This is a genomic window from Faecalibacterium langellae, assembly GCF_002549775.1.
Classification (GTDB): Bacteria; Bacillota; Clostridia; order Oscillospirales; family Ruminococcaceae; genus Faecalibacterium; species Faecalibacterium langellae.
This window is the reverse complement of sequence record NZ_NMTR01000016.1, coordinates 25,929-50,162: the sequence shown is the minus strand read 5'-3', so window position 1 is coordinate 50,162 and position 24,234 is coordinate 25,929. Positions and strand designations below refer to the sequence as shown.

Annotated in this window: 19 protein-coding genes; 13 read left to right on the top strand and 6 right to left on the bottom strand. The window is 58.7% G+C overall.

Annotated elements, in window-relative coordinates:
- The first annotated feature begins 4 nt into the window (after positions 1-4).
- From CGS49_RS06520 to CGS49_RS13975, 6 genes are all read left to right on the top strand, one after another.
- Complete coding sequence (locus tag CGS49_RS06520; RefSeq protein ID WP_097801069.1) at positions 5-463, top strand: hypothetical protein; 459 nt, start codon at positions 5-7, stop codon at positions 461-463.
- Between the two features lie 774 nt (positions 464-1,237).
- Entirely contained in the window at positions 1,238-3,490 is a 2,253-nt protein-coding gene (gene pflB, locus CGS49_RS06515; RefSeq protein ID WP_097801068.1) for a formate C-acetyltransferase, read from the top strand.
- Positions 3,477-4,232: a pyruvate formate-lyase-activating protein gene (gene pflA / locus CGS49_RS06510; protein WP_097801067.1), complete on the top strand. Its 756-nt coding sequence runs from the start codon at positions 3,477-3,479 to the stop codon at positions 4,230-4,232. The genes pflB and pflA overlap by 14 nt, the downstream gene beginning before the upstream one ends.
- 118 nt (positions 4,233-4,350) lie before the next feature.
- The gene (gene cysS, locus CGS49_RS06505) at positions 4,351-5,748 is read left to right on the top strand and encodes a cysteine--tRNA ligase (protein WP_097801066.1); all 1,398 of its coding nucleotides are present in this window, start codon (positions 4,351-4,353) and stop codon (positions 5,746-5,748) included.
- Positions 5,749-5,911: 163 nt separating this feature from the next.
- Positions 5,912-6,826, top strand: a complete 915-nt coding sequence (locus CGS49_RS06500; protein WP_097801065.1) for an ROK family protein — start codon at positions 5,912-5,914, stop codon at positions 6,824-6,826.
- Positions 6,827-7,180: 354 nt separating this feature from the next.
- Positions 7,181-7,423: a hypothetical protein gene (locus tag CGS49_RS13975; protein WP_143405821.1), complete on the top strand. Its 243-nt coding sequence runs from the start codon at positions 7,181-7,183 to the stop codon at positions 7,421-7,423.
- Here CGS49_RS13975 and eno read toward each other — a convergent pair.
- Positions 7,387-8,685: a phosphopyruvate hydratase gene (eno, locus tag CGS49_RS06495; RefSeq protein ID WP_097801064.1), complete on the bottom strand. Its 1,299-nt coding sequence runs from the start codon at positions 8,683-8,685 to the stop codon at positions 7,387-7,389. The two genes, CGS49_RS13975 and eno, sit on opposite strands and share 37 nt — an antisense overlap.
- A gap of 400 nt (positions 8,686-9,085) precedes the next feature.
- Between eno and CGS49_RS06490 the strand changes: the two genes are divergently transcribed.
- The 7 genes from CGS49_RS06490 to asnA all read left to right on the top strand — a co-directional run bounded on the left by CGS49_RS06490 (position 9,086) and on the right by asnA (position 16,820).
- The gene (locus CGS49_RS06490) at positions 9,086-10,507 is read left to right on the top strand and encodes an MATE family efflux transporter (protein WP_097801063.1); all 1,422 of its coding nucleotides are present in this window, start codon (positions 9,086-9,088) and stop codon (positions 10,505-10,507) included.
- A gap of 266 nt (positions 10,508-10,773) precedes the next feature.
- Positions 10,774-11,991 carry an ABC transporter substrate-binding protein gene (locus CGS49_RS06485; RefSeq protein WP_097801062.1) on the top strand — a complete coding sequence of 406 codons (1,218 nt, stop codon included), beginning with the start codon at positions 10,774-10,776 and terminating at the stop codon, positions 11,989-11,991.
- 172 nt (positions 11,992-12,163) lie between these two features.
- Positions 12,164-13,042 (top strand): branched-chain amino acid ABC transporter permease, encoded by an 879-nt coding sequence (locus CGS49_RS06480; protein ID WP_097801061.1) that lies wholly within the window; start codon positions 12,164-12,166, stop codon positions 13,040-13,042.
- A gap of 14 nt (positions 13,043-13,056) precedes the next feature.
- Positions 13,057-14,085 carry a branched-chain amino acid ABC transporter permease gene (locus CGS49_RS06475; protein ID WP_097801060.1) on the top strand — a complete coding sequence of 343 codons (1,029 nt, stop codon included), beginning with the start codon at positions 13,057-13,059 and terminating at the stop codon, positions 14,083-14,085.
- Positions 14,078-14,917, top strand: coding sequence for an ABC transporter ATP-binding protein (locus tag CGS49_RS06470; RefSeq protein ID WP_097801059.1), 840 nt, complete (start codon positions 14,078-14,080; stop codon positions 14,915-14,917). The genes CGS49_RS06475 and CGS49_RS06470 overlap by 8 nt, the downstream gene beginning before the upstream one ends.
- Before the next feature lie 3 nt (positions 14,918-14,920).
- Positions 14,921-15,634: an ABC transporter ATP-binding protein gene (locus tag CGS49_RS06465; protein WP_097801058.1), complete on the top strand. Its 714-nt coding sequence runs from the start codon at positions 14,921-14,923 to the stop codon at positions 15,632-15,634.
- Positions 15,635-15,806: 172 nt separating this feature from the next.
- Positions 15,807-16,820 carry an aspartate--ammonia ligase gene (gene asnA, locus CGS49_RS06460; protein WP_097801057.1) on the top strand — a complete coding sequence of 338 codons (1,014 nt, stop codon included), beginning with the start codon at positions 15,807-15,809 and terminating at the stop codon, positions 16,818-16,820.
- Positions 16,821-16,902: 82 nt separating this feature from the next.
- Here asnA and CGS49_RS06455 read toward each other — a convergent pair whose 3' ends face one another.
- From CGS49_RS06455 to CGS49_RS06435, 5 genes are all read right to left on the bottom strand, one after another.
- Positions 16,903-18,207, bottom strand: coding sequence for an HlyC/CorC family transporter (locus tag CGS49_RS06455; protein ID WP_097801158.1), 1,305 nt, complete (start codon positions 18,205-18,207; stop codon positions 16,903-16,905).
- A 318-nt stretch (positions 18,208-18,525) separates the two neighbouring features.
- Positions 18,526-21,138, bottom strand: coding sequence for an ATP-dependent chaperone ClpB (clpB, locus tag CGS49_RS06450; RefSeq protein WP_097801056.1), 2,613 nt, complete (start codon positions 21,136-21,138; stop codon positions 18,526-18,528).
- Positions 21,139-21,459: 321 nt separating this feature from the next.
- On the bottom strand, positions 21,460-22,362 hold the full coding sequence (locus CGS49_RS06445; protein ID WP_097801055.1) for a DegV family protein: 903 nt from the start codon (positions 22,360-22,362) through the stop codon (positions 21,460-21,462).
- A gap of 53 nt (positions 22,363-22,415) precedes the next feature.
- The gene (locus CGS49_RS06440; RefSeq protein ID WP_097801054.1) at positions 22,416-23,708 is read right to left on the bottom strand and encodes an adenylosuccinate synthase; all 1,293 of its coding nucleotides are present in this window, start codon (positions 23,706-23,708) and stop codon (positions 22,416-22,418) included.
- Positions 23,709-23,918: 210 nt separating this feature from the next.
- Entirely contained in the window at positions 23,919-24,143 is a 225-nt protein-coding gene (locus tag CGS49_RS06435; RefSeq protein WP_097801053.1) for a DUF896 domain-containing protein, read from the bottom strand.
- Positions 24,144-24,234 lie beyond the last annotated feature (91 nt).

Below are 24,234 nucleotides of genomic sequence, written 5' to 3'. Positions count from 1 at the left end.
TCTTATGAAGAAAAAAGGCATTCTGTCCCGGTTCGGCATTGTCATTTTAGTGCTGCTTGCACTGGTGCTGATCTTTCCTTCCGCAAAGATCGACCTTGCATCCAGCATCGAGGCCAGCACACAGGCCAGTGTCCGGGTGGAGCACATTCAGAACTTTGCCCGCTCCGCAGAGATGGATGTTCAGCTGCTTTCTGCCGACGACCCTGCCTATCAGCAGATTGCAAACGTGCTTTCCGGCCTTACCTGTGTCAAGCGGTTCAACCAGCAGTATTCCTCCTACAGCCACGAATACCCGGTGGATTCCGTCACTGTGAGCTACTACGATGATGCCGAGAACAATAACCTCCTGTTCACCGTCTACTCCGATGGCACCGCCATCGTGAACAGCCAGTTCGTGAAGATCAAAACGCCCAAGGGCGGTGCGGAGGAAGTGTATCAAAAGCTGGCGGAGATCGTGAAATAAAACTCCTTCCGTCTGCTCGCTGCACTCGCATCCACCTCCCTCAATGAGGGGGGCTTTGGCAAAACCGTAAAGTTTTCCGCACTGCCAAGGGCTCCCTCTTTGAGGGAGCTGGCATGGTGTCAGCCATGACTGAAGGAGTTAAAAACAAAAAACGGGGCACGCAGGTGGTCAAGCTGCATGTCCCGTTTTTGTTTTTCTTTTGCACTTGGTGCGGTACCAATCACACCGAATGCCGCGCATCGAGCCGTGGGAGCAAACTAAAACCACAGCTCACTTGAAAAAAGAGAATGGAATGGAGGAATTGGGGATCACCTGACACAGCTCCGCAGCTCTGCCATGGCGGATCCGGTTTTCGCAGAAGCCCTTGCAGAGGCTTCCGCTTTTCTGGTGCAACGTGGTTAGATTTGTCTAACCTCGTTGCGAGAACAGAATACCATAGCCGGTTAGTCTTGTCAACCCTTATTTTGCGATTTTTTTCGCAAAATAGGTGCACCGCCGGGATTTCGGCGCTTTTTCTACATTCTGCCCAAAGAAAGCCCTTTGCTTTGGAAGAAAACCCACTTGTTTTCTATTGCATTTTAAAGTGGTTCTTGCTATTATAATAACGCAAGATTTTGTGGGCAGGTTTTCATTTTTGTCTACACCTTGTAGTCGGGGCTGCCACAATCGGCAGTTCAAGACCGTTTTGCCCCCAGAAAGCCGCCATGCAGAGCGGTTTTTCAAAGGCTCATTAGTTAGAAAACGCTAACTGCGTGATGGAGCAAGGAGGTTCCAATGATCAATTTTGAACAGTGGGAAGGCTTTGAGGGCCGCATCTGGAAAGAAGAAGTCAATGTGCGCGACTTCATCCAGAAGAACTACACCCCGTATGACGGCGACGAAAGCTTTCTGGCCGGCCCCACCGAGGCGACCGACAAGCTGTGGGGTGCCCTGCAGAAGCTGCAGAAGGCCGAGCGCGCCAAGGGCGGCGTGCTGGATATGGAGACCGAAGTGGTCAGCAGCCTGACTGCTTACGGCCCCGGCTATATCGATGAAAGCCTGAGGGATCTGGAGCAGATCGTGGGTCTGCAGACCGACAAGCCCCTCAAGCGCGCCTTCATGCCCTACGGCGGCATCAAGATGGCAGAGCAGGCCTGCACCACCTACGGCTACCAGCCCAGCGAGGAGCTGCACAAGATCTTTACCGACTACACCCGCACCCACAATCAGGCTGTGTTTGATGCCTACACCCCTGAGATGAAGGCGGCCCGCCACACCCACATCATCACCGGCCTGCCGGACACCTACGGCCGCGGCCGCATCGTGGGCGACTACCGCCGCGTGGCCCTGTACGGCATCGATGCACTGATCAAGTTCAAGCAGGAGGACTTTGCCAACTGCGGCGACGGCACCATGACCGACGACGTGATCCGCCTGCGCGAGGAGATCGCCCGCCAGATCAGCGCCCTGAAGGGCATGAAGAAGATGGCCGAGGCCTACGGCTATGATATCTCTCAGCCCGCAAAGAACGCCAAGGAGGCCTGCCAGTGGCTGTACTTCGGGTATCTTGCCGCCATCAAGACCCAAAACGGCGCTGCCATGAGCGTGGGCCGCATCTCCACCTTCCTGGATATCTATATCCAGCGCGATCTGGACAACGGCATCCTGACCGAGACCCAGGCTCAGGAGCTGATCGACCACATGGTCATGAAGTTCCGCATGGTCAAGTTTGCCCGCATCCCCAGCTACAACCAGCTGTTCTCCGGCGACCCCGTGTGGGCAACGCTGGAAGTGGGCGGCATCGGCATGGATGGCCGCAGCATGGTCACCAAGAACTGCTACCGCTTCCTGCACACGCTGGAAAACATGGGCCCCGCACCGGAGCCGAACCTGACCGTTCTGTACTCCTCCGCCCTGCCGGAGAGCTTCAAGAAATATGCCGCCAAGGTGTCCATCGATACCAGCTCTGTCCAGTACGAGAACGACGACGTGATGAAGCCCGTGTGGGGCGATGATTACTCCATCTGCTGCTGCGTGTCTGCCACCCAGACCGGCAAGGAGATGCAGTTCTTCGGTGCCCGCGCCAACCTTGCCAAGTGCCTGCTGTACGCCATCAACGGCGGTGTGGACGAGAAGAGCCACGAGCAGTGCGGCCCCAACTATGCCCCCATCACCAGCGAGTACCTGAACTACGACGAGGTGCTGCCCAAGTATGTCCAGATGCTGGACTGGCTGGCTGGCCTGTACGTCAATGTGCTGAACCTGATCCAGTATATGCACGACAAATACTACTATGAGGAAGCCGAGATGGCCCTCATCGACACCGACGTGCGCCGCACCTTTGCCACCGGCATTGCAGGCTTCTCCCACGTCATCGACTCCCTGAGCGCCATCAAGTACGCCAAGGTGAAGGTAGTGCGTGACGAGTGCGGCCTTGCCACCGGCTTTGAGACCGAGGGCGACTTCCCCAAGTACGGCAACGATGATGACCGCGCCGACGAGATCGGCGTGTGGCTGCTGCGCACCTTCCTGGAGATGATCAAGAAGCGCCACACCTACCGCAACTCTGAGGCTACCACCTCTATCCTGACCATCACCTCCAACGTGGTGTACGGCAAGTACACCGGCGCGCTGCCCGACGGCCGTGCCGCATTCACCCCGTTTGCTCCCGGTGCAAACCCCAGCTACGGCGCAGAGCAGAACGGCCTGCTGGCTTCCCTGAACTCGGTGGCAAAGCTGCCCTACCACTGGGCACTGGACGGCATCTCCAACACCCAGACCATCAACCCGGACGCTCTGGGCCACAGCGAAGGCGAGCGGGTAGAGAATCTGGTACAGGTCATGGACGGCTACTTCGATCAGGGCGCACACCACCTGAACGTGAACGTCTTTGGCAAGGAGAAGCTGCTGGATGCCATGGAGCACCCCGAAAAGGAGGAGTACGCCAACTTCACCATCCGCGTCTCCGGCTACGCCGTCAAGTTCATCGACCTGACCCGCGAGCAGCAGATGGACGTTATCTCCCGCACCTGCCATGCAGCCCTGTAACCCCATCGGCTATGTCCACTCGCTGGAATCCTTCGGCTCTGTGGACGGCCCCGGTGTGCGCTTTGTGGTGTTTTTGCAGGGGTGTGCCCTGCGGTGCAAATACTGCCACAACCCGGAAACGTGGGCTGCGGAGGGCGGCGAGGAATGGACGGCAGAAAAGCTGTTCCAGCGGGTCTACCGCTACCGCAACTACTGGGGCAAAAAGGGAGGCATCACGGTCAGCGGCGGCGAGCCGCTGCGCCAGATGGAGTTCCTGACGGCATTCTTCGAGCTGGCCCGCTCCAAAGGCGTGCACACGGCTCTGGATACCGCCGGGCAGCCCTTCCGGCCCGATGACCCGGATTACCTGGCCGGTTTCGACCGGCTGATGAAGTCCACCAGTCTGGTCATTCTCGACCTGAAGGAGATCGATCCGGAACGCCACCGGCAGCTCACCGGCAAAGACAACGCCAACATCCTTGCCATGGCGCGGCACATCTCGGACCTCGGCATCCCGCTATGGATCCGGCATGTGCTGGTGCCCGGCCTGACCGACGACGAGGAGGGCCTGCGCAGGACCGCAGACTTTATCCGCAGCCTGAAAACGGTGCAGCGGGTGGAGGTACTGCCCTACCACACGCTGGGCCTGTTCAAGTGGCAGAAGCTGGGCATCCCTTATCCGCTGCCGGATGCCGTGCCGCCCACCGCGGAGCAGGTGAAGCGTGCAGAAGAACTGCTGGAAGTGCAGAATTACCCCGGCTGATTTCCAATTGGCAAGACGACCGTTTCCGGTGCGCAGAAAGCGCCGGGAACGGTCGTTTTTTCTTGACTTCCCTGCACTGCACCGTTATAATGAAAATCACAGTAAAGGAGAAACAGCCATGCAGATTTTCAACACGCTGACCCGCCAGAAAGAAGAATTCGTGCCGCAGGTGCCCGGTGAATACCGCATCTACGTCTGCGGCCCGACCGTTTATAACTATATCCACATCGGCAACGCCCGCCCGCTGATCGTGTTCGACACCCTGCGCCGCTACCTCGAGTACCGCGGCAACAAGGTGATCTATGTTTCCAACATCACCGATATCGACGATAAGCTCATCAAGAAGGGCCAGGAGGAGGGCACCTCCATGAAGGAAGTGGCCCAGCGCTTTGAGGCCGAGTACCTCAAGGACGCCGCCGGCCTGAACTGCAAAAAGCCCACCGTGCAGCCCCGCGCCACCGAGCACATCCAGCAGATTTTGGACATCGTGAAGGACCTGATCGACTCCGGCCACGCCTACGTTGCCAAGAACGGCGATGTGTACTTCCGCGTCAAGAGCGACCCTGAATACGGCAAGCTGAGCCACCTGAAGCTGGACGACCTCGAGAGCGGCAACCGTGAGCTGCGCAGCCAGATGGACGACGACCTGAAGGAAGACCCCGCCGACTTTGCCGTCTGGAAGGCCGCAAAGCCCGGTGAGCCTGCATGGGAGAGCCCCTACGGCATGGGCCGCCCGGGCTGGCACATCGAGTGCAGCGCCATGAGCCGCACCCATCTGGGCAAGACCATCGACCTGCACTGCGGCGGTCAGGACCTGATCTTCCCGCACCACGAGAACGAGATTGCGCAGAGCGAGTGCGCCAACGGCTGCACCTTTGCCCGCTACTGGATGCACAACGGCTTCATCAATGTGGACAATCAGAAGATGTCCAAGAGCCTGCACAACTTCTTCACCGTGCGTGACGTGGCCAATATCTACGGCTATGAACCCATCCGCTACTTCATGCTGACGGCCGGCTACCGCATGCCCCTGAACTACACTGTGGACCTCATCGAGAGCTGCAAGAACAGTCTGGAGCGCCTGTACACCTGCCGCGAGAATCTGGACTTTGCCCTGAGCAAGGGCAACTTCGGCACCGACGAGAGCCTGAAGGAAAAAGCCGCCGAGGCAAAGCAGAAATTCTGCACCGCCATGGACGACGACCTGAACACCCCGGACGCTCTGGCTGCCGTGTTCGATCTGGTCAAGGAGATCAACACCCTGTCGGCTGTTTCCAGCAAGGACGCCCTGCAGACCGCCGCCGCTGCGTTCGACGAGATCACCGGCGTGCTGGGCCTGCTGTACAACCGCAAGAAGGACGAGGTGCCCGCCGAAGTGACCGAACTGGTGGAGAAGCGTGCCGCCGCCAAAAAGGCCAAAGACTGGGCCACCGCCGATGCCATCCGCGCTCAGCTGACCGAGATGGGCTGGGCCGTGAAGGACACCGCACAGGGCCCGCAGCTGAGCAAACTGTAATCTTTTGAATTTGCAACCCGGAAAAATCTGCGGATTTTTCCGGGTTGTTTTTCACAAAAAGAGCCTTTCTTTGCAAAGCCGTGCCGTTTTTGCGTTTTCACTTTACATTCCAAATGCAATTTGCCATAATAAAAGAAAATACAGCGTTGCGGAGGGAATGTCCATGAAGGTCATGGTTTTTGATGTAGGCGGCACCGAGATCAAGTATTCGGTGATGGATGAAGCAATGCGGCGCATGCACACCGGCTCTGTGCCCACGCCGCAGGATACGCAGGCGCATTTTCTGGATGCTTTATACCAGCTGTATCTGCCCCATAAGGACGAGGTGGAAGGCATCGCCATGGCCGTGCCGGGCTTCGTGAATACCCGGACCGGCTATCTGACCAACGGCGGCGCTTTGCTCTACAATACGGACACGCCGCTGGGCCAGCTGCTGGCCGAGAAATGCGGCTGCCGCGTGCTGCTGGAAAACGACGGCAAGGCCGCCGCCATGGCCGAGCTGCAGGCCGGGGCCCTGCAGGGCTGCAGCAATGCGGCGGTGTTCCTCATCGGCACCGGCGTGGGCGGCGGCATCATCGCCAACGGCCAGCTGGTGCGGGGCGTGCACTTTACCGCCGGGGAATACAGCTTTGTGAACACCAATGCCGCCGGGTGGGACGATGAGCGCAACAACATGGCCTGCCAGTGCAGCACTACCGCGCTGCTGGAATGGTACCGCGCCCGCAAGGGCCTGCCCGCCGACGCCCCCATGGACGGCCGCCGGTTCTTTGAAGCCGCCAATGCCGGGGAACCGGAAGCGCTGGATGTGCTGGAGCGCTTCTGCCACGCGGTGACCGTACAAATTTATAATCTGACCGTCCTGCTGGATGTGGAAAAGGTGGCCATCGGCGGCGGCATCAGCAAGCAGCCGCTGCTGCTGGAAACGCTGCGCCGGGTGTACGACGGGCTGTTTGCGTCCCGGGGAGATTCCCCCTACATGAAGGGCCTGCCCCGCTGCCAGATCGTGCCCTGCGCCTTCAGCAGCGAAGCCAACCAGGTGGGTGCCCTGTACGCCTACCTGCAGGCGTTCCATTCCTGAACAAACAGCCAAAGAGAGGGGCTTTCCGTGAACCGGCAAGCCCCTCTCTTTTTGCATTTTTGATTTTCAGAAAAACCGTTCTGAAAGGATCCACCAGATGCCCGGCAGGTTGATCTGACGGAACAGCTGATACAGCATGGATAAGATCATGTTTTTCTCCCTTTTGTGTCAGAGTGCCAGCCGCAGCAGTGCAGGCAGGCCCAGCAGGATGAACAGGCTCCCGGCCAGCGTGCACACCGCCAGCAGAACAGACCACCGGCTCATGCCAGAATGCCTTTCAGGATGAGCAGCAGCAGCTTTGCAAAGCCGCCCCCGCCGAGAAGTTTGTACAGTGCCATCAGAGTAGACAGAGACATGGATGTTTGCTCCTTTTCCAGTTTTCCGGCCTTTGCGCCGTTCTATTATGGATACGATCGAACAGCCTTTTCGATTGCAGGGAAATATTGGGAATTTATTTTCACAAATTTGGCCGCGGCGGCCAACAGCATTGAAAACAAAAAGGCACCCATACCGCCGGAAAGCAGTATGGGTGCCCAAATCAATTCAAATTTTCAACAAGTTCAGCGCTTCACGTTGAAAGCTGCCATGCCGGGGTAAACGGCGCTGTCGCCCAGCTGCTCCTCGATGCGCAGCAGCTGGTTGTACTTTGCCACACGCTCAGTACGGCTGGGCGCACCGGTCTTGATCTGGCAGGTGTTCAGGGCCACAGCCAGGTCGGCGATGGTGGTGTCCTCGGTCTCGCCGGAGCGGTGAGAGCTGATGGCAGTGTAACCGGCCTTGTGAGCCATCTTGATGGCTTCGAGGGTCTCAGACACGGAACCGATCTGGTTCAGCTTGATCAGGATGGCATTGCCTGCACCCAGCTGGATGCCCTTGGCCAGACGCTCGGTGTTGGTAACGAACAGATCGTCGCCCACCAGCTGGACCTTGCCGCCCAGCTCGCGGGTCATCTCCTGCCAGCCTTCCCAGTCTTCCTCGTCCAGGCCGTCCTCGATGGAGATGATGGGGTACTTCTCCACCAGGCTCTTCCAGTGGGCGATCAGCTCACTGGAGGTGAACTCGGTGCCAGCCTTGGGCAGCTTGTAGAAGCCCTTGCCCTTGGGGCTTTTCCACTCAGAGGAAGCAGCATCCATGGCCAGCATGAAGTCCTTGCCGGGCACATAGCCAGCCTTCTCGATGGCGGCCAGAATGGTCTCGATGGTCTCCTCGTCGCTGGACAGGTTGGGGGCAAAGCCGCCCTCATCGCCCACGGAGGTAGCCAGACCCTTGGCCTTCAGGATGGAAGCCAGAGCGTGGAACACCTCAGCGCACCAGCGCAGGGCTTCCTTGAAGGAGGGAGCGCCCACGGGCATGATCATGAACTCCTGGGTATCCACGGTGTTGGTGGCATGGGCACCACCGTTCAGGATGTTCATCATGGGCACGGGCAGGCGGTTGCCGTTCACACCACCCAGGAAGCGGTACAGCGGCATCTCCAGCGAAGCAGCGGCTGCACGGCAGGCTGCGATGGACACGGCCAGGATGGCGTTTGCGCCCAGATTGGACTTGTCCTTGGTGCCGTCGGCCTTGATCATGGCGGCGTCGATGGCGTAGATGTCGGAAGCATCCATGCCCACCACAGCGTCTGCGATGACGGTGTTGATGTTCTCCACAGCCTTAGTCACGCCCTTGCCCAGGTAACGGCCCTTGTCGCCGTCACGCAGCTCCAGAGCCTCGAACTCGCCGGTGGATGCGCCGGAAGGTGCGCAGCCGCGGGCAACAGTGCCGTCGGCCAGGGTGATCTCAGCCTCCACGGTGGGGTTGCCGCGGGAGTCCAAGATCTCGCGGCCCACAACGGATTCAATTTCCAGATAGTTCATATCGAAAACCTCCTTGAATCATTTCCGGCCCGGCACCGTCCTTGCGGGCTTGTCCGGGCATTCTTGTGGATAGTTATTGCTAACTAACCACGTTTATCCTACCACGCTTTGCTTCCCAGTGCAAGAGCCGCCCGCAATGTTTGCCGGCATAAACTTTTTTGTCTCATTGCAAACCGCCCGCAGCCGGTGCAAGCCGCCGGGCAGCGCGCAGGTATTTGCTTACAGCCTGCCCGTTTTTCCGGCCCGGTATGCGGGCCTGCCTGCCATGTAAATTTCATATGGCAGATATACTAAAATTTTTCTTTACTTTTTGGCAGGTCCGTCCTATACTATCTTTTGGTTAACAAATTCTTCATGATTGGATCAGACTTCATAAGACTTCATAGAGGAGGATATTGATATGAATAAGGATCTGACGGTGGGCAAGCCGTCACAGGTATTGTGGCAGTTCTGCCTGCCCATGTTCGGCAGCATCATCTTCCAGCAGCTGTATAACATCGCCGACAGCCTTGTGGCAGGCAAGTTCATCGGCGAGAACGCGCTGGCTGCCGTGGGCAACAGCTACGAGATCACCCTGATCTTCATCGCCTTCGCCTTCGGCTGCAACATCGGCTGCTCGGTCATCGTGTCCCGCTACTTCGGCGCGAAGGACTACGATGAGATGAAGACTTCGGTCTACACTTCCCTGATCGGTTCCGCCGTGCTGTGCGCCGTGCTGATGCTCATTGGTCTGGTGGGCTGCCACGGCCTGCTGGAGCTCATCAACACCCCGGACGAAATTCTGGCAGATTCCTCGCTGTATCTGGACATCTACGTGCTGGGCCTGCCTTTCATGTTCTTCTATAACATCGCCACCGGCATCTTCTCCGCGCTGGGCGACAGCAAGACGCCGTTCTACTTCCTGGCCGTCTCGTCCCTGTCCAACATCGGTGTGGACATCCTGTTCGTGGCCGGTTTCAAGATGGGCGTGGCCGGTGTGGCCTGGGCCACCTTCCTGTGCCAGGGCGTCAGCTGTGTGCTGGCCATGGTGGTGGTGTTCCGCCGCATCAGCGCCTTCAAATCCAAGAACAAGGTCGTGCTGTTCTCCTGGAACATGCTGGGCAAGGTGGCTGTGGTGGCTATCCCCAGCATCCTGCAGCAGAGCTTCGTCTCGGTGGGCAACATCATCCTGCAAAGCGTCATCAACACCTTTGGTGCCAGCGTCATCGCGGGCTACTCAGCAGCCGTCAAGCTGAACAACATGGTCATCACTTCCTTTACCACGCTGGGCAACGGCATCTCCAACTACACCTCCCAGAACATGGGCGCAGGCAAAATGGACCGTGTGCACAAGGGCTTTGGCGCAGGCCGCAATCTGGTGTGGATCATCTGCGTGCCCATCGTGCTCCTGTACTTCTTCTTCGGCCGCTTCCTGCTGCTGCTGTTCATGAATGACCCGCAGGGTCCGGCCATCGACACCGGTATGCTGTTCCTGCGCATCCTGTCTCCCTTCTATTTTGTGGTGTCGCTCAAGCTGGTCACTGACGGCATCCTGCGCGGCTGCGGCATGATGGTGCGCTTTATGATCGCTACCTTCTCCGACCTGATCCTGCGCGTGGGCATCGCCATTGTGCTGAGCAGCACTGCTCTGGGCAGCACGGGCATCTGGATGGCATGGCCCGTGGGCTGGTGCATCGGCACCGGCCTGTCGCTGGTGTTCTACTTCACCGCCATCCGCAAGGTCCTTGCAGAGTCTCCGGCCAAAGCGGAAGCAGAGGGCGAAGCTGCCGAGGCACGTGCAGAGGCCGAGTTCGCCGCAGATGCCGAAATGGAGACCCTGTAACCCTTTTGCAACTTGTGAATTGCGTTCACCTGACACACAAACAAAATGAAGCAATTGAAATAGTGCACAAAATAGGCCTATTGCTTTTGGCTATTTTGGCAACAAAGTCCACAAAATGTCCCTGAAAGTATGGACGGTTTGTGAATTGCGGATTTTGGCTCACAGGTCTATAATATTGATAACGAAGCAAGGTCGCTTTGAGGGAAAGAGGGCCTTGCTTCCGTTTTTATACTGAAGCGCGAATGCTCCTAAGGAGGATATTCACTATGAAAAAGATGATTTCTCGTCGTAATTTCCTGGCCGCTGCAGGTGTTGTTGCTGCAGCTGGCGTTCTGACTGCATGCGGCGGTTCTTCCAACAGCACTGCTGCTTCCGCCTCTACCGCAGCTTCTGGTGCCGCTGCTTCCGGCGACACCATCAAGGTCGGTGTCATGGGACCCCTGACCGGTGATGTTTCCGTTTACGGCAAGGCTGTTGTCAACGGTGCTACCCTGTATCTGAAGCAGGTCAACGCCAACGGCGGCATCAACGGCAAGCAGATCGAGATTCTGACCGAGGATGAACAGGGCGATGAGACCCAGGCCGTGAACTGCTTCACCAAGCTGGTGGATGAGGGCATCACCGCTCTGGTGGGCGATGTCACCACCGCTCCCACCCTGGCTGTGGCTGCCGAGAGCGCCGACTACAATATGCCCATGGTCACCGCTTCTGCTACCGCTGAGGCTGTCACCTACGATGCCGAGACCGACACCGTGAATGCAAACGTCTTCCGTGCCACCTTCACCGACCCGTATCAGGGCGTCCATATGGCAGACTATGCTTACGAGAAGCTGGGCTACACCGAAGCAGCTGTCATCTTTGAGAAGGGTGCCGATTACAACGAAGGCCTGGCTGAGAACTTCATCAACGAGTTCGAAGCAAAGGGCGGCACCATCGTGGACGATGAGAGCTACTCCAAGGGCGATGTGGACTTCAAAACTCAGCTGACCACCATCATGGGCAAGAATCCGCAGGTGGTGTTCTGCCCCAACTACTATGAGGACGTGAGCAAGATCCTGAAGCAGGCCCGCGATATCGGCATGACCTGCCCGTTCCTGGGCGGCGATGGCTGGGACGGCCTGGAAGGCTACGCTACCGCCGATCAGCTGAAGGATGCCTACTTCTGCGCCAACTATGCAAAGGGTTCCAACTCCGACTTTGAGAACGCCTACAAGGAAGAGTACGGCGAGGAGTACCCCAACGGTTTCGCACCTCTGGGCTACGATGCTGCCATGACCGTTGTCTACGGCATTCAGGCTGCTGAGGATGCCGGTCTGGCTGCTGGCGATGACGACTACAAGCAGGCTGTCATCGATGCCATTGCCTCCGGCACCATCGACGGCATCACCGGCACCTTCACCTTCGATGAGCACCACGATCCCGTCAAGCAGACTGCTATCCTGTGCTTCGACGGTGAGACCCCTGTGCTGAAGGAAATGTTCTGATCCCGCTTCTCCACCGCACACCGGTGCGCGGCATAAGGGCTGGAGCCAGAAGGAAATGAACCATTGCGGAGACCGCCGGAACAGGTTTTGCTCGGCTGTCTCCGCTTTTTTGGTAAAAAAGTGCATCCCCCAAAAGGCGTGCAAACGCCGCAAAGAAAGGAAGTATCCATCCATGACAGTGTTCTTTAGCCAGCTGATCAATGGCTTGTCCCTTGGCAGCATCTATGCACTGATCGCACTGGGCTACAGCATGGTGTACGGCATCATTCTGCTGCTGAACTTTGCCCACGGCGATATCATCATGGTGGGCGCATATATGTCCTGGTTCGTCATGAATCAGCTGGGCCTTGGCCCGGTCGCTGCCGTGTGCGCCACCATCATCACCTGTACGCTGCTGGGTGTCGTGATCGAAAAGATCGCCTACACCCCCCTGCGCAGCGCCCCCCGCATCTCGCTGCTGATCACCGCCATCGGCGTGTCCTTCTTCCTGGAGTACACCGCCGAGCTGGTCATGGGATCCGGCGCCAAGGTCATCCCGGCCTACTATGACAGCAAGACCTTTATGATCGGCAAAGTCCCTCTGGGCCTGACCTCCATCATCACCCTGGTGGTCACCGTGCTGTCCATGCTGGTGCTGACCTTCCTGGTGCAGAAGACCAAGCTGGGCAAGGCCATGCGTGCCGTGTCCGAGGATATGGACGCCGCCCGCCTGATGGGCATCAATGTCAACAGCACCATCTCCTTTACCTTTGCTGTTGGCTCCGCTCTGGCCGGCATCGGCTCGGTGCTGTACTGCTGTTCCTATCCGCAGGCTACGCCCACCATGGGTTCCATGCTGGGCCTGAAAGCCTTTGTTGCTGCAGTCCTGGGCGGCATCGGTTCCATTCCGGGTGCCATGATCGGCGGCATTGCCATCGGCCTGTGTGAATGTTTTGTCTCCGCCATCGGTCTGTCTGCCTGGAAAGACGCTGTGACGTTTGCGATCCTGATCATCGTGCTGCTGGTCAAGCCCACCGGCTTCCTCGGCCGCAAGGTACAGGAAAAGGTGTAAGGAGGGGCAGAAAGATGAATACCAAACGCAAAACTTTGAAAATGCCCGTGCGCTATCTGATGAACGCCATTCTGGTGGTCCTGCTGTTCGTGGTGCTGTCCTATGTGACCGGCAATGTGCTCTCCACCTACCAGAACAAGGTCCTGCTTACCGTGGGCATCAACATCATCCTGGCTGTCTCCCTGAACGTTGCCACCGGTTATCTGGGCCAGCTGCCGCTGGGCCACGCCGGTTTCATGGCGGTAGGTGCCTACGCCTGCGCTCTGTTCACCAAGTACAGCACCCTGCCGCGCGGCATTTCCTTTGCCATCGGCCTGGTGCTGGCCTGCATCGTAGCCGGTCTGTTCGGTGTGCTCATCGGCATTCCCGCCCTGCGTCTGACCGGTGACTATCTGGCTATCCTGACCCTGGGCTTCGGCGAGATCATCCGCATCACCCTGAACAACATCGACGATGTGCTGGGCTTCAAACTGTTCTACGGCTCCAAGGGCCTGAAGAACATCCCCAAGTACTCCAATTTTACCAACGTGTTTATCTGTGTGGTCATCACCTGTTTCCTGATTCATACCATGATGAAGAGCCGCCATGGCCGCGCTGTGCTGGCCATCCGCGACAATGAGATCGCCGCCGAGAGCTGCGGCATCCAGACCACTTATTACAAGGTCATGGCCTTTGCCTTCTCGGCTGCCTTTGCCGGCATGGCCGGCGGTCTGTACGCCTGCTACATCGGCGTGCTGACTCCCTCCACCTTCGGCTTCATGAAGTCCATCGAGATCCTGGTCATGGTGGTCCTGGGCGGCATGGGTTCCATGCTGGGCTCCATCCTGTCTGCTACCGTGCTGACCGTCCTGCCCGAGGCGACCCGCAGCTTCGACAGCTACCGCATGGTCATCTACTCGCTGGTGCTGATCCTGATGATGATCTTCCGCCCGGGCGGACTGCTGGGCAGCTACGACTTCTCCATGAGCCGCATCGTGGAAAAGGTCCTGAACGGCGAGCTGTTCCGCAAGAAGAATGCAAAGGAGGGTGCGGACCATGAATGAGTTCCAGACCAAGTTACACAGTGTGCCCTCCGGCGGTTTTCTGACCGACCGCGACAAGGACAAAAAGCCCATTCTGGACGTGCGTGAACTGGGCATCGACTTCGGCGGCCTGACCGCTGTGGACGGCTTCAACCTGATGATCGGCCGCAACGAGATCACCGGCCTGATCGGCCCCAACGGTGCCGGTAAGACCACCGTGTTCAACCTGCTGACCAACGTGTATCAGCCCACCCGCGGCTCCATCCTGATCGACGGGATGCCCACCGCCGGCAAAAAGACCTACCAGGTCAACCGCATGGGCGTGGCCCGTACCTTCCAGAACATCCGCCTGTTCAAGGAACTGAGCGTCATCGACAACATCAAGGTGGGCCTGCATGAGTCCATGAAGTACAATCTGGCCTCCTCGCTGATTCGTCTGCCCAACTACTGGAAAGAGGAAAAGAAGTGCACCGAGCGTGCCTACGAGCTGCTGGACATCTTCCACATGGCCGACCTGGCCGATGTGCCCGCCGGCAGCCTGCCCTACGGTGCACAGCGCCGTCTGGAGATCATGCGTGCGCTGGCCACCAGCCCGAAGCTGCTGCTGCTGGACGAGCCTGCTGCCGGTATGAACCCCTCCGAGACCGCCGAGCTGACCGAGACCATCCGCCGCATCCGTGATGAATTCAACATCGCTGTGCTGCTGATCGAGCATGATATGAGCCTGGTCATGGGCATCTGCGAGGGCATCGCGGTGCTGAACTTTGGCCGCATCATCGCCAAGGGCACCCCGGACGAGATCCGCAACAACCCCCAGGTCATCGAAGCCTACCTGGGCAAAAAGGAGGGCTGAGCGATGGCAGATACCTTACTGAAAGTCGACAACATCAACGTCTTTTACGGCAACATCCACGCTGTCAAGGACATTTCCTTTGAGGTGGACCAGGGCGAGATCGTCACCCTGATCGGTGCCAACGGTGCCGGCAAGTCCACCACCCTGAAGACCATTTCCGGTCTGCTGCACCCCAAGACGGGCGACATCCTGTACAAGGGCAAGAGCATCAAGGGTGTGCGCGCCCACAAGATCGTGGAATCCGGTCTGGCCCATGTTCCCGAGGGACGCCATGTGTTCCTGCACATGACCGTGGAAGAGAACCTGGACATGGGTGCCTACACCCAGCCCGCTTCCACCATCGCCCCCAACAAGGAGAAGGTCTTTGAGCTGTTTCCCCGCCTGAAGGAGCGCCGCAAGCAGCTGGCCGGCACCATGTCCGGCGGCGAGCAGCAGATGTTGGCCATGGGCCGCGCCCTGATGAGCAACGCTTCCATGCTGATGCTGGACGAACCTTCCATGGGCCTGTCTCCCCTGCTGGTGCAGGAGATCTTCGACATCATCAAGAACATCCACAAGGAGGGCATGACCATCCTGCTGGTGGAGCAGAACGCACAGATGGCCCTGTCCGTGGCCGACCGTGCCTACGTTCTGGAGACCGGCCGTGTGGTCATGGAGGGCACTGGTGCTGAGCTGCTGACCAATGAGCGCGTGCGCAGCGCCTATCTGGGCGGCTGAGTTGATTTTGAAAAGGGGCTGTATCCGGTGGGATACAGCCTCTTTTTTGCTTCTTTCACTTTACTTTCGTAAAAGAATGTGCGATAATTAAACTAGTATTTTTTCGGCCTGAAGCGCCGCGCCCCGGCTCGGGAAAGCGGGGCAGAACCAAACATAAGAGGGGGTTTTTGTTATGAGCAAGACCATCATTCCGGAGAACTATCAGCCCGCGCTGAACCTGTACGATACCCAGCGCGCCATTGGCACCGTGAAGCGCCTGTTCGCCGACACGCTGTGCGCCACCCTGAACCTGTACCGTGTGTCTGCACCGCTGTTTCTGGAGGCTTCCACCGGCCTGAACGACGATTTGAACGGCGTGGAGCGCAAGGTCACCTTCGACATCAAGGACAGCGGCATTGAGGCACAGGTGGTGCAGTCGCTGGCAAAGTGGAAGCGCAAGGCCCTGAAGGACTACGACTTCCGCGTGGGCAAGGGCCTGTACTGCGACATGAACGCCATCCGCCGCGACGAGGACCTGGACAACCTCCACTCCATCTATGTGGACCAGTGGGACTGGGAAAAGGTCATCCGTCTCGAGGACCGCAACGAAGCCTACCTCAAGAGCGTGGTGCGCTCCATCGTGTCCGCCGTGTGCGCCACCGAGATGAACCTGCACGCCATGTTCCCCCAGCTGCAGGAGCTGCCCCTGCACAGCCCCAACGTGACCTTCATCACCACCCAGGAGCTGGAAGATAAATACCCCGACCTGACCCCGAAGGAGCGCGAGAACGCCTTCGTGAAGGAGAACGGCACCACCTTCCTGATGAAGATCGGTGCCCCGCTCAAGAGCGGCAAACCCCACGACGGCCGCGCCCCGGACTACGACGACTGGGACCTGAACGGCGACCTGCTGTTCTGGAACGACCCGCTGCAGTGTAGCTACGAGCTGAGCAGCATGGGCATCCGCGTCAGCCCCGAGAGCATGGACAAGCAGCTGACCATGGCTGGCTGCGACGACCGCCGCGCCCTGCCCTTCCACAAGGCCGTGCTGAACGGCGAGCTGCCCTACTCCATCGGCGGCGGCATCGGCCAGAGCCGCCTGTGCATGCTGCTGCTGGGCAGCGCCCACATTGGCGAAGTGCAGGCCAGCGTCTGGGACGCCGCCACCCGCGAAGCCTGCGCAAAGGCTGGCATCCCGCTGCTGTGATCCCCTGAAGATAAGAACAAAGGGCCTTGTAAGCCCAATAAGCACAAGAGCCGCTGCACCTGATATGCAGCGGCTCTTGTGTTTATTTAGAAGTCATGCGACCAAAATGGCCTTTTTCCTCTTCGTCCTTTTTCAGCTCTGGCTTCTCGGCCGGGGTCAGGCGCACTTCGGTGACGCGGCGCTTGGCGGTGCGGGTCACCACACCGTCGTATTCGCCCAGCGTGAACTTGTCGCCCACTTTCGGCAGGCGGCAGGTCTTTTCCTGCACCAGGCCGTTCACGGTGTTGGAGTCGATGTCGTCATCCTCCGGCAGGCCCAGCGTCTCGTACAGATCGTCCACGCTGGCGCTGCCCAGCACGACCCAGCTGCCGTCCGACTGCTTGCGGAAGTCCTCGGTCACCTCGTCGTGTTCATCCCAGATCTCGCCCACAAGCTCCTCCAGAATGTCTTCCAGCGTGATGATGCCCTCGGTGCCGCCGTACTCGTCCACCACCACCGCCATGTGGTGATGCTGCTCCCGCAGGGTGCGCAGCAGCTGAGAGATCTGGGTGGAACCGGTGGTGTAGAGCGTAGGCTTGACCAGTTCTTCCAGCGTGGCTTCCTTTTTCAGGCGGGCCAGATAAAAGTCCTTTTCATGCACGACGCCGATGATGTTATCAATGGTGCCGTGGTAGACGGGCAGGCGCGAATAGCCGGATTCCGCAAAGGTCTGGGCCACTTCGTCCAGCGGGAGGTCGTCCTCCACCGCGATCACATCCACACGGGGGGTGAGGATCTCCTCCACTTCCACATCGTCAAACTCGATGGCGCTGCGGATCAGCTCACTTTCCCGGTCGGTCAGTTCGCCGTCGTTCTCGGCCTCGCTCACCATGGTCATCAGCTCGCCCTCGGTGATGGTGTCTTCCTCACTGCTGCGGATAAAGTGCCCCAGCAGGCGCTTCCACTGGGTGAACAGCCAGGTCAGCGGGGTGAACAGCAGCATCAGCAGGTTCAGCACCGGCGACACCATGGTGGCCACCGTTTCCGGCATCTCCTTGGCCAGGCTCTTGGGGGTCACCTCGCCGAAGATCAGCACCACGATGGTCAGCACCATGGTGGACACCGTGGCACCACGCTCGGCACCCAGCGCCTTGGTGAACAGGATGGTGCCAATGGAAGCGGCGGCAATGTTCACAATGTTGTTGCCGATGAGGATGGTGGAAAGCAGCTTATCATACTTTCCGGCCATGGCCAGCACCCGGGCGGCCGCTGCGTCGCCGTCCTCGGCGCGGCTTTTCAGGCGGATCTGATTCAGGGAAGAAAAAGCGGTCTCGGAGGCGGAGAAAAAGGCGGAACATGCCACCAAGATCACCAGCGCCACGAGAAGCGTCATACTGCCATCGTCCATAAAAAGGGAAATCACACTCAACTTTCTGTTTTGATTTGGACCCTCTCAGTCATCGCTGTGGGCCTGAGAGTTTTTTAGAATAAACTTTCGTGCATACAAAAATGTGCTTTCCATCGTTGCCATTCTGCGATGAAAAGCACATCAATGTTATTTGTTATAATACCATATTCTGTACGGTGGTGCAAGCATTCTGCCCGCAGACTGTGTACAAAACAGGGAAAATCCGCGTTTGCGGAGCAATGAAGTCCCCAGTGGGGACTTTAAGCGGCAGAGCGGTCTCGCGCAAGCGAGACGGAGGGGCCTCGCCCCGACAAGTTCTCAACGGAGCACCAGCGCGCCGTTCTCGCAGTCCACGGTGAGGGTATTGCCCTCGGCGTAGCTGCCCTGAATGATGGCCTTCGCAATGAGGGTCTCCACGCGGCTCTGGATGAACCGTTTGATGGGACGTGCACCATACACGCTGTCGTAGGCCGAATCAATGATGAAGTCCTTGGCAGCCGTGGTAACATCCAGCTTGAGGTGCTTGCCCTCGTCCATGCGCTTGCGCAGGTCTTCCAGCTGCAGGTCCACGATCTTGCGGGTCTCGTCCTTCGTCAGGCTCTTGTAGTAGACGATCTCGTCCAGACGATTGAGGAATTCGGGGCGGAACTTGGATTTCAGCAGCAGGTCGATCTGCCTGCGGGCATCCTCGCTGAGCTCGTTGGAGCCGTTTGCACGGCGCTGCTCCAGATCGTTCAGGATGATGTCGCTGCCAAGGTTGGAGGTCAGGATGATGACCGTGTTCTTGAAGTCCACAGTGCGGCCCTGACTGTCGGTGATGCGGCCATCGTCCAGCACCTGCAGCAGGATGTTGAACACATCGGGGTGGGCCTTTTCCACCTCGTCGAACAGCACCACGCTGTAGGGTTTGCGGCGCACGGCCTCGGTCAGCTGGCCGCCCTCCTCATAACCGACGTATCCCGGAGGCGCACCGATCAGGCGGCTGACGCTGAACTTCTCCATATACTCGGTCATATCGATACGCACCATGTTGCGCTCGTCGTCAAACAGGGCCTGTGCCAGTGCCTTGGCAAGTTCGGTCTTGCCCACGCCCGTGGGGCCCAGGAACAGGAAGCTGCCGATGGGACGGTTGGGGTTGGCGATGCCCGCGCGGCTGCGCAGGATGGCTTCGCTCACCTTGGTGACGGCCTCGTCCTGACCAATGACACGGCGGTGCAGCACATCGTCCAGATGCAGCAGCTTCTCGCGCTCACCTTCCACCAGCTTTTCCACCGGGATGCCGGTCCAGCGGGCCACGATGCGGGCGATCTCCTCGTCAGTCACGCGGTCACGCAGCAGGCTGTCTTCCTTCTTGGCGGCAGCGATCTTTTCTTCCTCCTCCAGCTGTTTCTGCAGCTGGGGCAGCTTGCCGTATTTCAGCTCAGCGGCCTTGTTCAGGTCGTACTCGCGCTGGGCCTTCTCGATATCGGCGTTGGTCTGCTCGATCTGCTCACGCAGGGATTGCACCTTGCCGATGGCGTTTTTCTCGTTTTCCCACTTTGCCTTCATGCTGCGGAACTTGTCCTGCAGCTCGGCCAGCTCTTTTTCGAGGTCCTTCAGGCGGCTCTGGCTCAGGGCGTCGGTCTCCTTTTTCAGGCTCACCTGCTCGATCTGCAGCTGGGTGATGCGGTGGGCCAGATCGTCCATCTCGCTGGGCATACTGTCCATCTCGGTCTTGATCATGGCGCAGGCTTCATCCACAAGGTCGATGGCCTTATCGGGCAGGAAGCGGTCGGTGATATAGCGGTCGGACAGGGTGGCGGCAGCGATGAGGGCACTGTCGTTGATCTTGACGCCGTGGAACACTTCGTACCGTTCCTTCAGGCCGCGCAGGATGGAGATGGTGTCTTCCACCGTGGGCTCATCCACCTGAACGGGCTGGAAGCGGCGCTCCAGAGCAGGGTCTTTCTCGATATACTGGCGGTACTCGTCCAGCGTGGTAGCACCGATGCAGTGCAGCTCGCCGCGGGCCAGCATGGGCTTGAGCAGGTTGCCGGCGTCCATGGCACCGTCGGTCTTGCCGGCACCCACGATGGTGTGCAGCTCATCAATGAACAGGATGATCTTGCCCTCGCTCTTTTTCACCTCGTTCAGCACGCTCTTTAAGCGTTCCTCGAACTCGCCGCGGTACTTTGCACCGGCCACCAGAGCGCCCATGTCCAGGCTGAACACGGTGCGGTCTTTCAGGTTTTCGGGCACATCGCCGCGCACGATACGCTGGGCAAGGCCCTCGGCGATGGCAGTCTTGCCGACGCCGGGCTCACCGATCAGGCAGGGGTTGTTCTTGGTCTTACGGGACAGGATGCGGATCACGTTGCGGATCTCCTGATCGCGGCCGATGACGGGGTCCAGCTTCTGCTTGCGGGCAAGGTCTACCAGATCCTGACCGTACTTCTGCAGGGCGTTGTAGGTCTCCTCGGGGTTATCGGTGGTCACGCGCTGGTTGCCGCGCACGGCCGTCAGCTGCTGCAGGAAGGCATCCTTCTTAATGCTGAACGCGCGGAACAGCTCGGTGGTGTTCTGGGTCTGCTCGTCCAGCAGGCCGAGGAACAGGTGCTCCACGCTGATATAGTCATCCTTCATGGCCTTGGCTTCGCGGGCGGCGGCACTCAGCACCTTATCGGTGGCCTGCGAGATATAGACCTTGTCCGGGTCACGGCCGGAGCCGGAAACGCGCGGCAGGGCCGAAAGCTTTTCGGCCACAGCGGCGGCAAAGCTGCCGGGGTCCACGTTCAATTTCTGCAGCAGCTGGGGGATCAGTCCCTGCTCCTGCGAAGCGAGGGCGTGCAGCAGGTGCTCAGGCTCCAATGCATTGTGCTGGTACTCCACAGCCAGCTGCTGGGCCGCCTGCAGAGCTTCAAGGGTCTTCTGTGTATATTGATTGGTATTCATAAAGTCAAGCCTCCATTCATACCGGAAGGTTTTGTGTTAGCGGACGAATCAGTCAAGTGCTAACCGCTCTGCGCACAGAGGCTGCAGAACCGGAAGCATCTCACTTTTGATTTATGTTTCATGATTTTGTGCACCTCCTGCCGAACAGTCTCATTTTCGATTTAGCACTCTATTCATTCGACTGCTAAAAATATACTCTTATTCATTCGCTTTGTCAATAGGGTTCATAAAAAGTTTGCAATTTACAGTTTTTGCCAGCCGCACACAAAAAGAACTCCAGAAGATCCGCAGATCTTCTGGAGTTCCAAATAGAGTTCTTTCTCAGCCCTGCTTTTTCCAGCGGCGCATGACGCCCATGCCCAGCGCATAGGGGCCGGTGTGCACCGCAATGGTGCAGCCGATCTGCAGCAGGCCCACTTCACATTGTGCGCCGGGGTACTTGGCGCGCAGCGCCGCACGGGTCTGCATCCACAGACGCTTGCCCTCGTCGGCGTCGTAACCGTAGCCCACCGTGATGCGGTAGTCGTCCGGGGTGCCGCCGTGGGCTTCCAGATAGTTCATCAGCTGATCCAGCGCCTTCTCAAAGCTTTTCTGGCGGCCACGAGCCACGCCGCCGGAGAAGATCTCGCCGTCCTTGAACAGGATCATCGGCTTGATGCCCAGCATGTTGGCCGCGCGCCCGGTCACTTTGCCGATGCGTCCGCCCTTGATGAGGTAATCCAGGTTGCCCACCGTGAAGAAGATCTGGTTGGTGACCTTTTCGGCTTCCAGCCAGGTCACGGTCTCGTCCAGGGTGCAGCCTGCATCCCGCATGGCCACGGCGTTTTCCACCATGGTGGACTCGGTAACGGTAGCCGCCGCGCTGTCAATGACCTCAATGCGGGCATCGGGGAAATCTTCCAGCACCAGATCCCGGGCATTGCGGGCGCTGCCCACACAGCCGCTCATCTTGCTGGTGAACACCAGACACAGCACATCCCGGCCAGCAGCAGCATGGGCACGGAATGCCTGCTCAAAGTCCTCAATGGAAGCAAGGCTGGTTTTGGGGTAGGCCGAAGGGTTGTCCACCATGAACTGGTAGAAATCCCGCACAGCGATCTCCTTGCCTTCCTTGCGGTAGTGTTCGCCGTCCAGCGAAACATAAAACGGGATGACCTCAATGCCCAGCTGCCTGGCCGTTTCCGGCGTCAGGTCGCAGGCGCTGTCGGTAATGATATCAAACATCTGTGACGCTTCCTTTTCTGAAAGATTCGGGAGCTTTGGCCCGGCGGGAAAAATCAGACGCGGTGGATGTAGGCCTCGCGCTCAGCACCCACAGAGATGTAGGTGATCTTGCAGCCAACGGCCTTTTCCAGATATTCCACATAGGCCTGTGCTTCCTTGGGCAGGTCCTCCCACTTGCGGGCTGCGGTGATATCGCAGTGCCAGCCGGGCAGGTACTCCACCACGGGCTGTGCGGTATCCAGTGCCTCACCCATGGGGAAACGGGTGGTGGTGCTGCCGTCGGTCAGCTTGTAAGCAGTGACCATGGGGATCTTCTCCATGTAGTCCAGCACGTCCAGCAGGGTCAGAGCCACTTCATCGCAGCCCTGGCAGAACACACCGTAGCGGCTTGCCACCAGGTCGATGGGGCCCACGCGGCGGGGACGGCCGGTGGCTGCACCATACTCGTGGCCAGCCTCACGCAGGTCGTGCTTTTCTTCCTCGGTCATGGCCAGCTCAGCGGTGAAGGGGCCGTCGCCCACGCAGGAGGAGTAAGCCTTCATCACACCGATGGAGTTGTGCAGCTTGTGGCCCGGGATGCCCGCGCCGATGGGGGCATAGGCACCGATGACGTTGGAGGAGGTGGTGTAGGGGTAGATGCCAAAGTCGATGTCGCGCAGTGCGCCCAGCTGTGCCTCAAACAGCACCTTCTTGCCGGCGGCGTCGGCATCCGCCAGATACTGACCCACATCGCAGATGTAGTCCTTGAAGATGGCGGCATACTTTTCGAGCCAGTTCCACATCTCGTCTACGCTGATGGGAGCGGCGTTGTAGCTGCCCTCCATGACCAGATTCTTGGAGTCCACCATGGTGATCAGGCGCTTCTTCACGGCATCGTCCAGATGCAGCAGGTCGCCCATGCGCAGGGTCTTCTTCATGTATTTGTCGCCGTAAGCGTAGGCGATGCCGCGCTTGGTGGAGCCGAACTGTGCGCCGGTCTTGGACAGGCGTGCCTCCTCCAGACCATCCTGCTCCACATGGTAGGGCATGGTGATGGTCGCACGGTCGGAGATCTTCAGGTTTGCCGGGGTGATCTCAATGCCCTGCTCGCGCAGCTTGTTGATCTCGCCGTCCAGATGATGCGGGTCGATGACCATGCCGTTGCCCATGACGCAGACAACGTCCGGGCGCAGGATGCCGGAAGGCAGCAGGTTCAGCACGAACTTGCCGCGCTCGTTCTTGACGGTGTGGCCTGCATTGTTGCCGCCCTGATAGCGTGCAACGATGTCGTACTCCTGGCTGATGAGGTCGACCATGCGGCCCTTGCCTTCATCGCCCCAGTTGATACCCGTAATTGCAGTAAGCATAATAAATGACCTCTTTATCATTTTTTCAAAAGACAGCCTTTTCCGTGCACCTTGCCCGGGATACGCCACCTTGGGAAACCACATCAGCAGGCATACACAAAGCACATACCAATGCAAGTATAGTATAGCACAGATCGCCGTGCAAAAAAAGAGGAAAACACAGCTTTGGGCTGCGTTTTCCTCCAAAAAAGTGTGCGCAAAATTGTGCGTTCAGCTGCGGGGGTTCTCAAGTTCGGCACGGCGGGTCACCTTGTGGATGGTGCCGTCCGGCTCCTGAATGGAGGTGTTGGCCAGCTGCGCGCGCAGGCTGGCCTTCATGTCGTCGATGTATTCGCGGCGCAGGGCCTGCTGCTCTGCCTTTTCGGCCTCGGTCAGGCCGGTGGTCTTGCTCTTTTTTGCCAGCTCGTTGATGCGGGCAATCTTTTCCTGGGTCATGGGGACCTCCTGTATTTTAAATAAGAATATGCTATAATAGTAAAAAATAAACCCTCTCAGGCGCTGACGCGCCGGCTCCCCCCGAAGGGGC

Excerpts from the sequence above, each read along its gene's own strand:
- CGS49_RS06490 (WP_097801063.1), top strand. The coding sequence starts at position 9,086 with ATGAATAAGGATCTGACGGTGGGCAAGCCGTCACAGGTATTGTGGCAG.
- CGS49_RS06470 (WP_097801059.1), top strand. The coding sequence starts at position 14,078 with ATGAATGAGTTCCAGACCAAGTTACACAGTGTGCCCTCCGGCGGTTTT.
- CGS49_RS06445 (WP_097801055.1), bottom strand. The coding sequence starts at position 22,362 with ATGTTTGATATCATTACCGACAGCGCCTGCGACCTGACGCCGGAAACG.
- pflB (WP_097801068.1), top strand. The coding sequence starts at position 1,238 with ATGATCAATTTTGAACAGTGGGAAGGCTTTGAGGGCCGCATCTGGAAA.
- pflA (WP_097801067.1), top strand. The coding sequence starts at position 3,477 with ATGCAGCCCTGTAACCCCATCGGCTATGTCCACTCGCTGGAATCCTTC.
- cysS (WP_097801066.1), top strand. The coding sequence starts at position 4,351 with ATGCAGATTTTCAACACGCTGACCCGCCAGAAAGAAGAATTCGTGCCG.
- eno (WP_097801064.1), bottom strand. The coding sequence starts at position 8,685 with ATGAACTATCTGGAAATTGAATCCGTTGTGGGCCGCGAGATCTTGGAC.
- CGS49_RS06520 (WP_097801069.1), top strand. The coding sequence starts at position 5 with ATGAAGAAAAAAGGCATTCTGTCCCGGTTCGGCATTGTCATTTTAGTG.
- CGS49_RS13975 (WP_143405821.1), top strand. The coding sequence starts at position 7,181 with ATGGATGTTTGCTCCTTTTCCAGTTTTCCGGCCTTTGCGCCGTTCTAT.
- CGS49_RS06465 (WP_097801058.1), top strand. The coding sequence starts at position 14,921 with ATGGCAGATACCTTACTGAAAGTCGACAACATCAACGTCTTTTACGGC.
- CGS49_RS06485 (WP_097801062.1), top strand. The coding sequence starts at position 10,774 with ATGAAAAAGATGATTTCTCGTCGTAATTTCCTGGCCGCTGCAGGTGTT.
- CGS49_RS06440 (WP_097801054.1), bottom strand. The coding sequence starts at position 23,708 with ATGCTTACTGCAATTACGGGTATCAACTGGGGCGATGAAGGCAAGGGC.
- clpB (WP_097801056.1), bottom strand. The coding sequence starts at position 21,138 with ATGAATACCAATCAATATACACAGAAGACCCTTGAAGCTCTGCAGGCG.
- CGS49_RS06500 (WP_097801065.1), top strand. The coding sequence starts at position 5,912 with ATGAAGGTCATGGTTTTTGATGTAGGCGGCACCGAGATCAAGTATTCG.
- asnA (WP_097801057.1), top strand. The coding sequence starts at position 15,807 with ATGAGCAAGACCATCATTCCGGAGAACTATCAGCCCGCGCTGAACCTG.
- CGS49_RS06480 (WP_097801061.1), top strand. The coding sequence starts at position 12,164 with ATGACAGTGTTCTTTAGCCAGCTGATCAATGGCTTGTCCCTTGGCAGC.
- CGS49_RS06435 (WP_097801053.1), bottom strand. The coding sequence starts at position 24,143 with ATGACCCAGGAAAAGATTGCCCGCATCAACGAGCTGGCAAAAAAGAGC.
- CGS49_RS06455 (WP_097801158.1), bottom strand. The coding sequence starts at position 18,207 with ATGGACGATGGCAGTATGACGCTTCTCGTGGCGCTGGTGATCTTGGTG.
- CGS49_RS06475 (WP_097801060.1), top strand. The coding sequence starts at position 13,057 with ATGAATACCAAACGCAAAACTTTGAAAATGCCCGTGCGCTATCTGATG.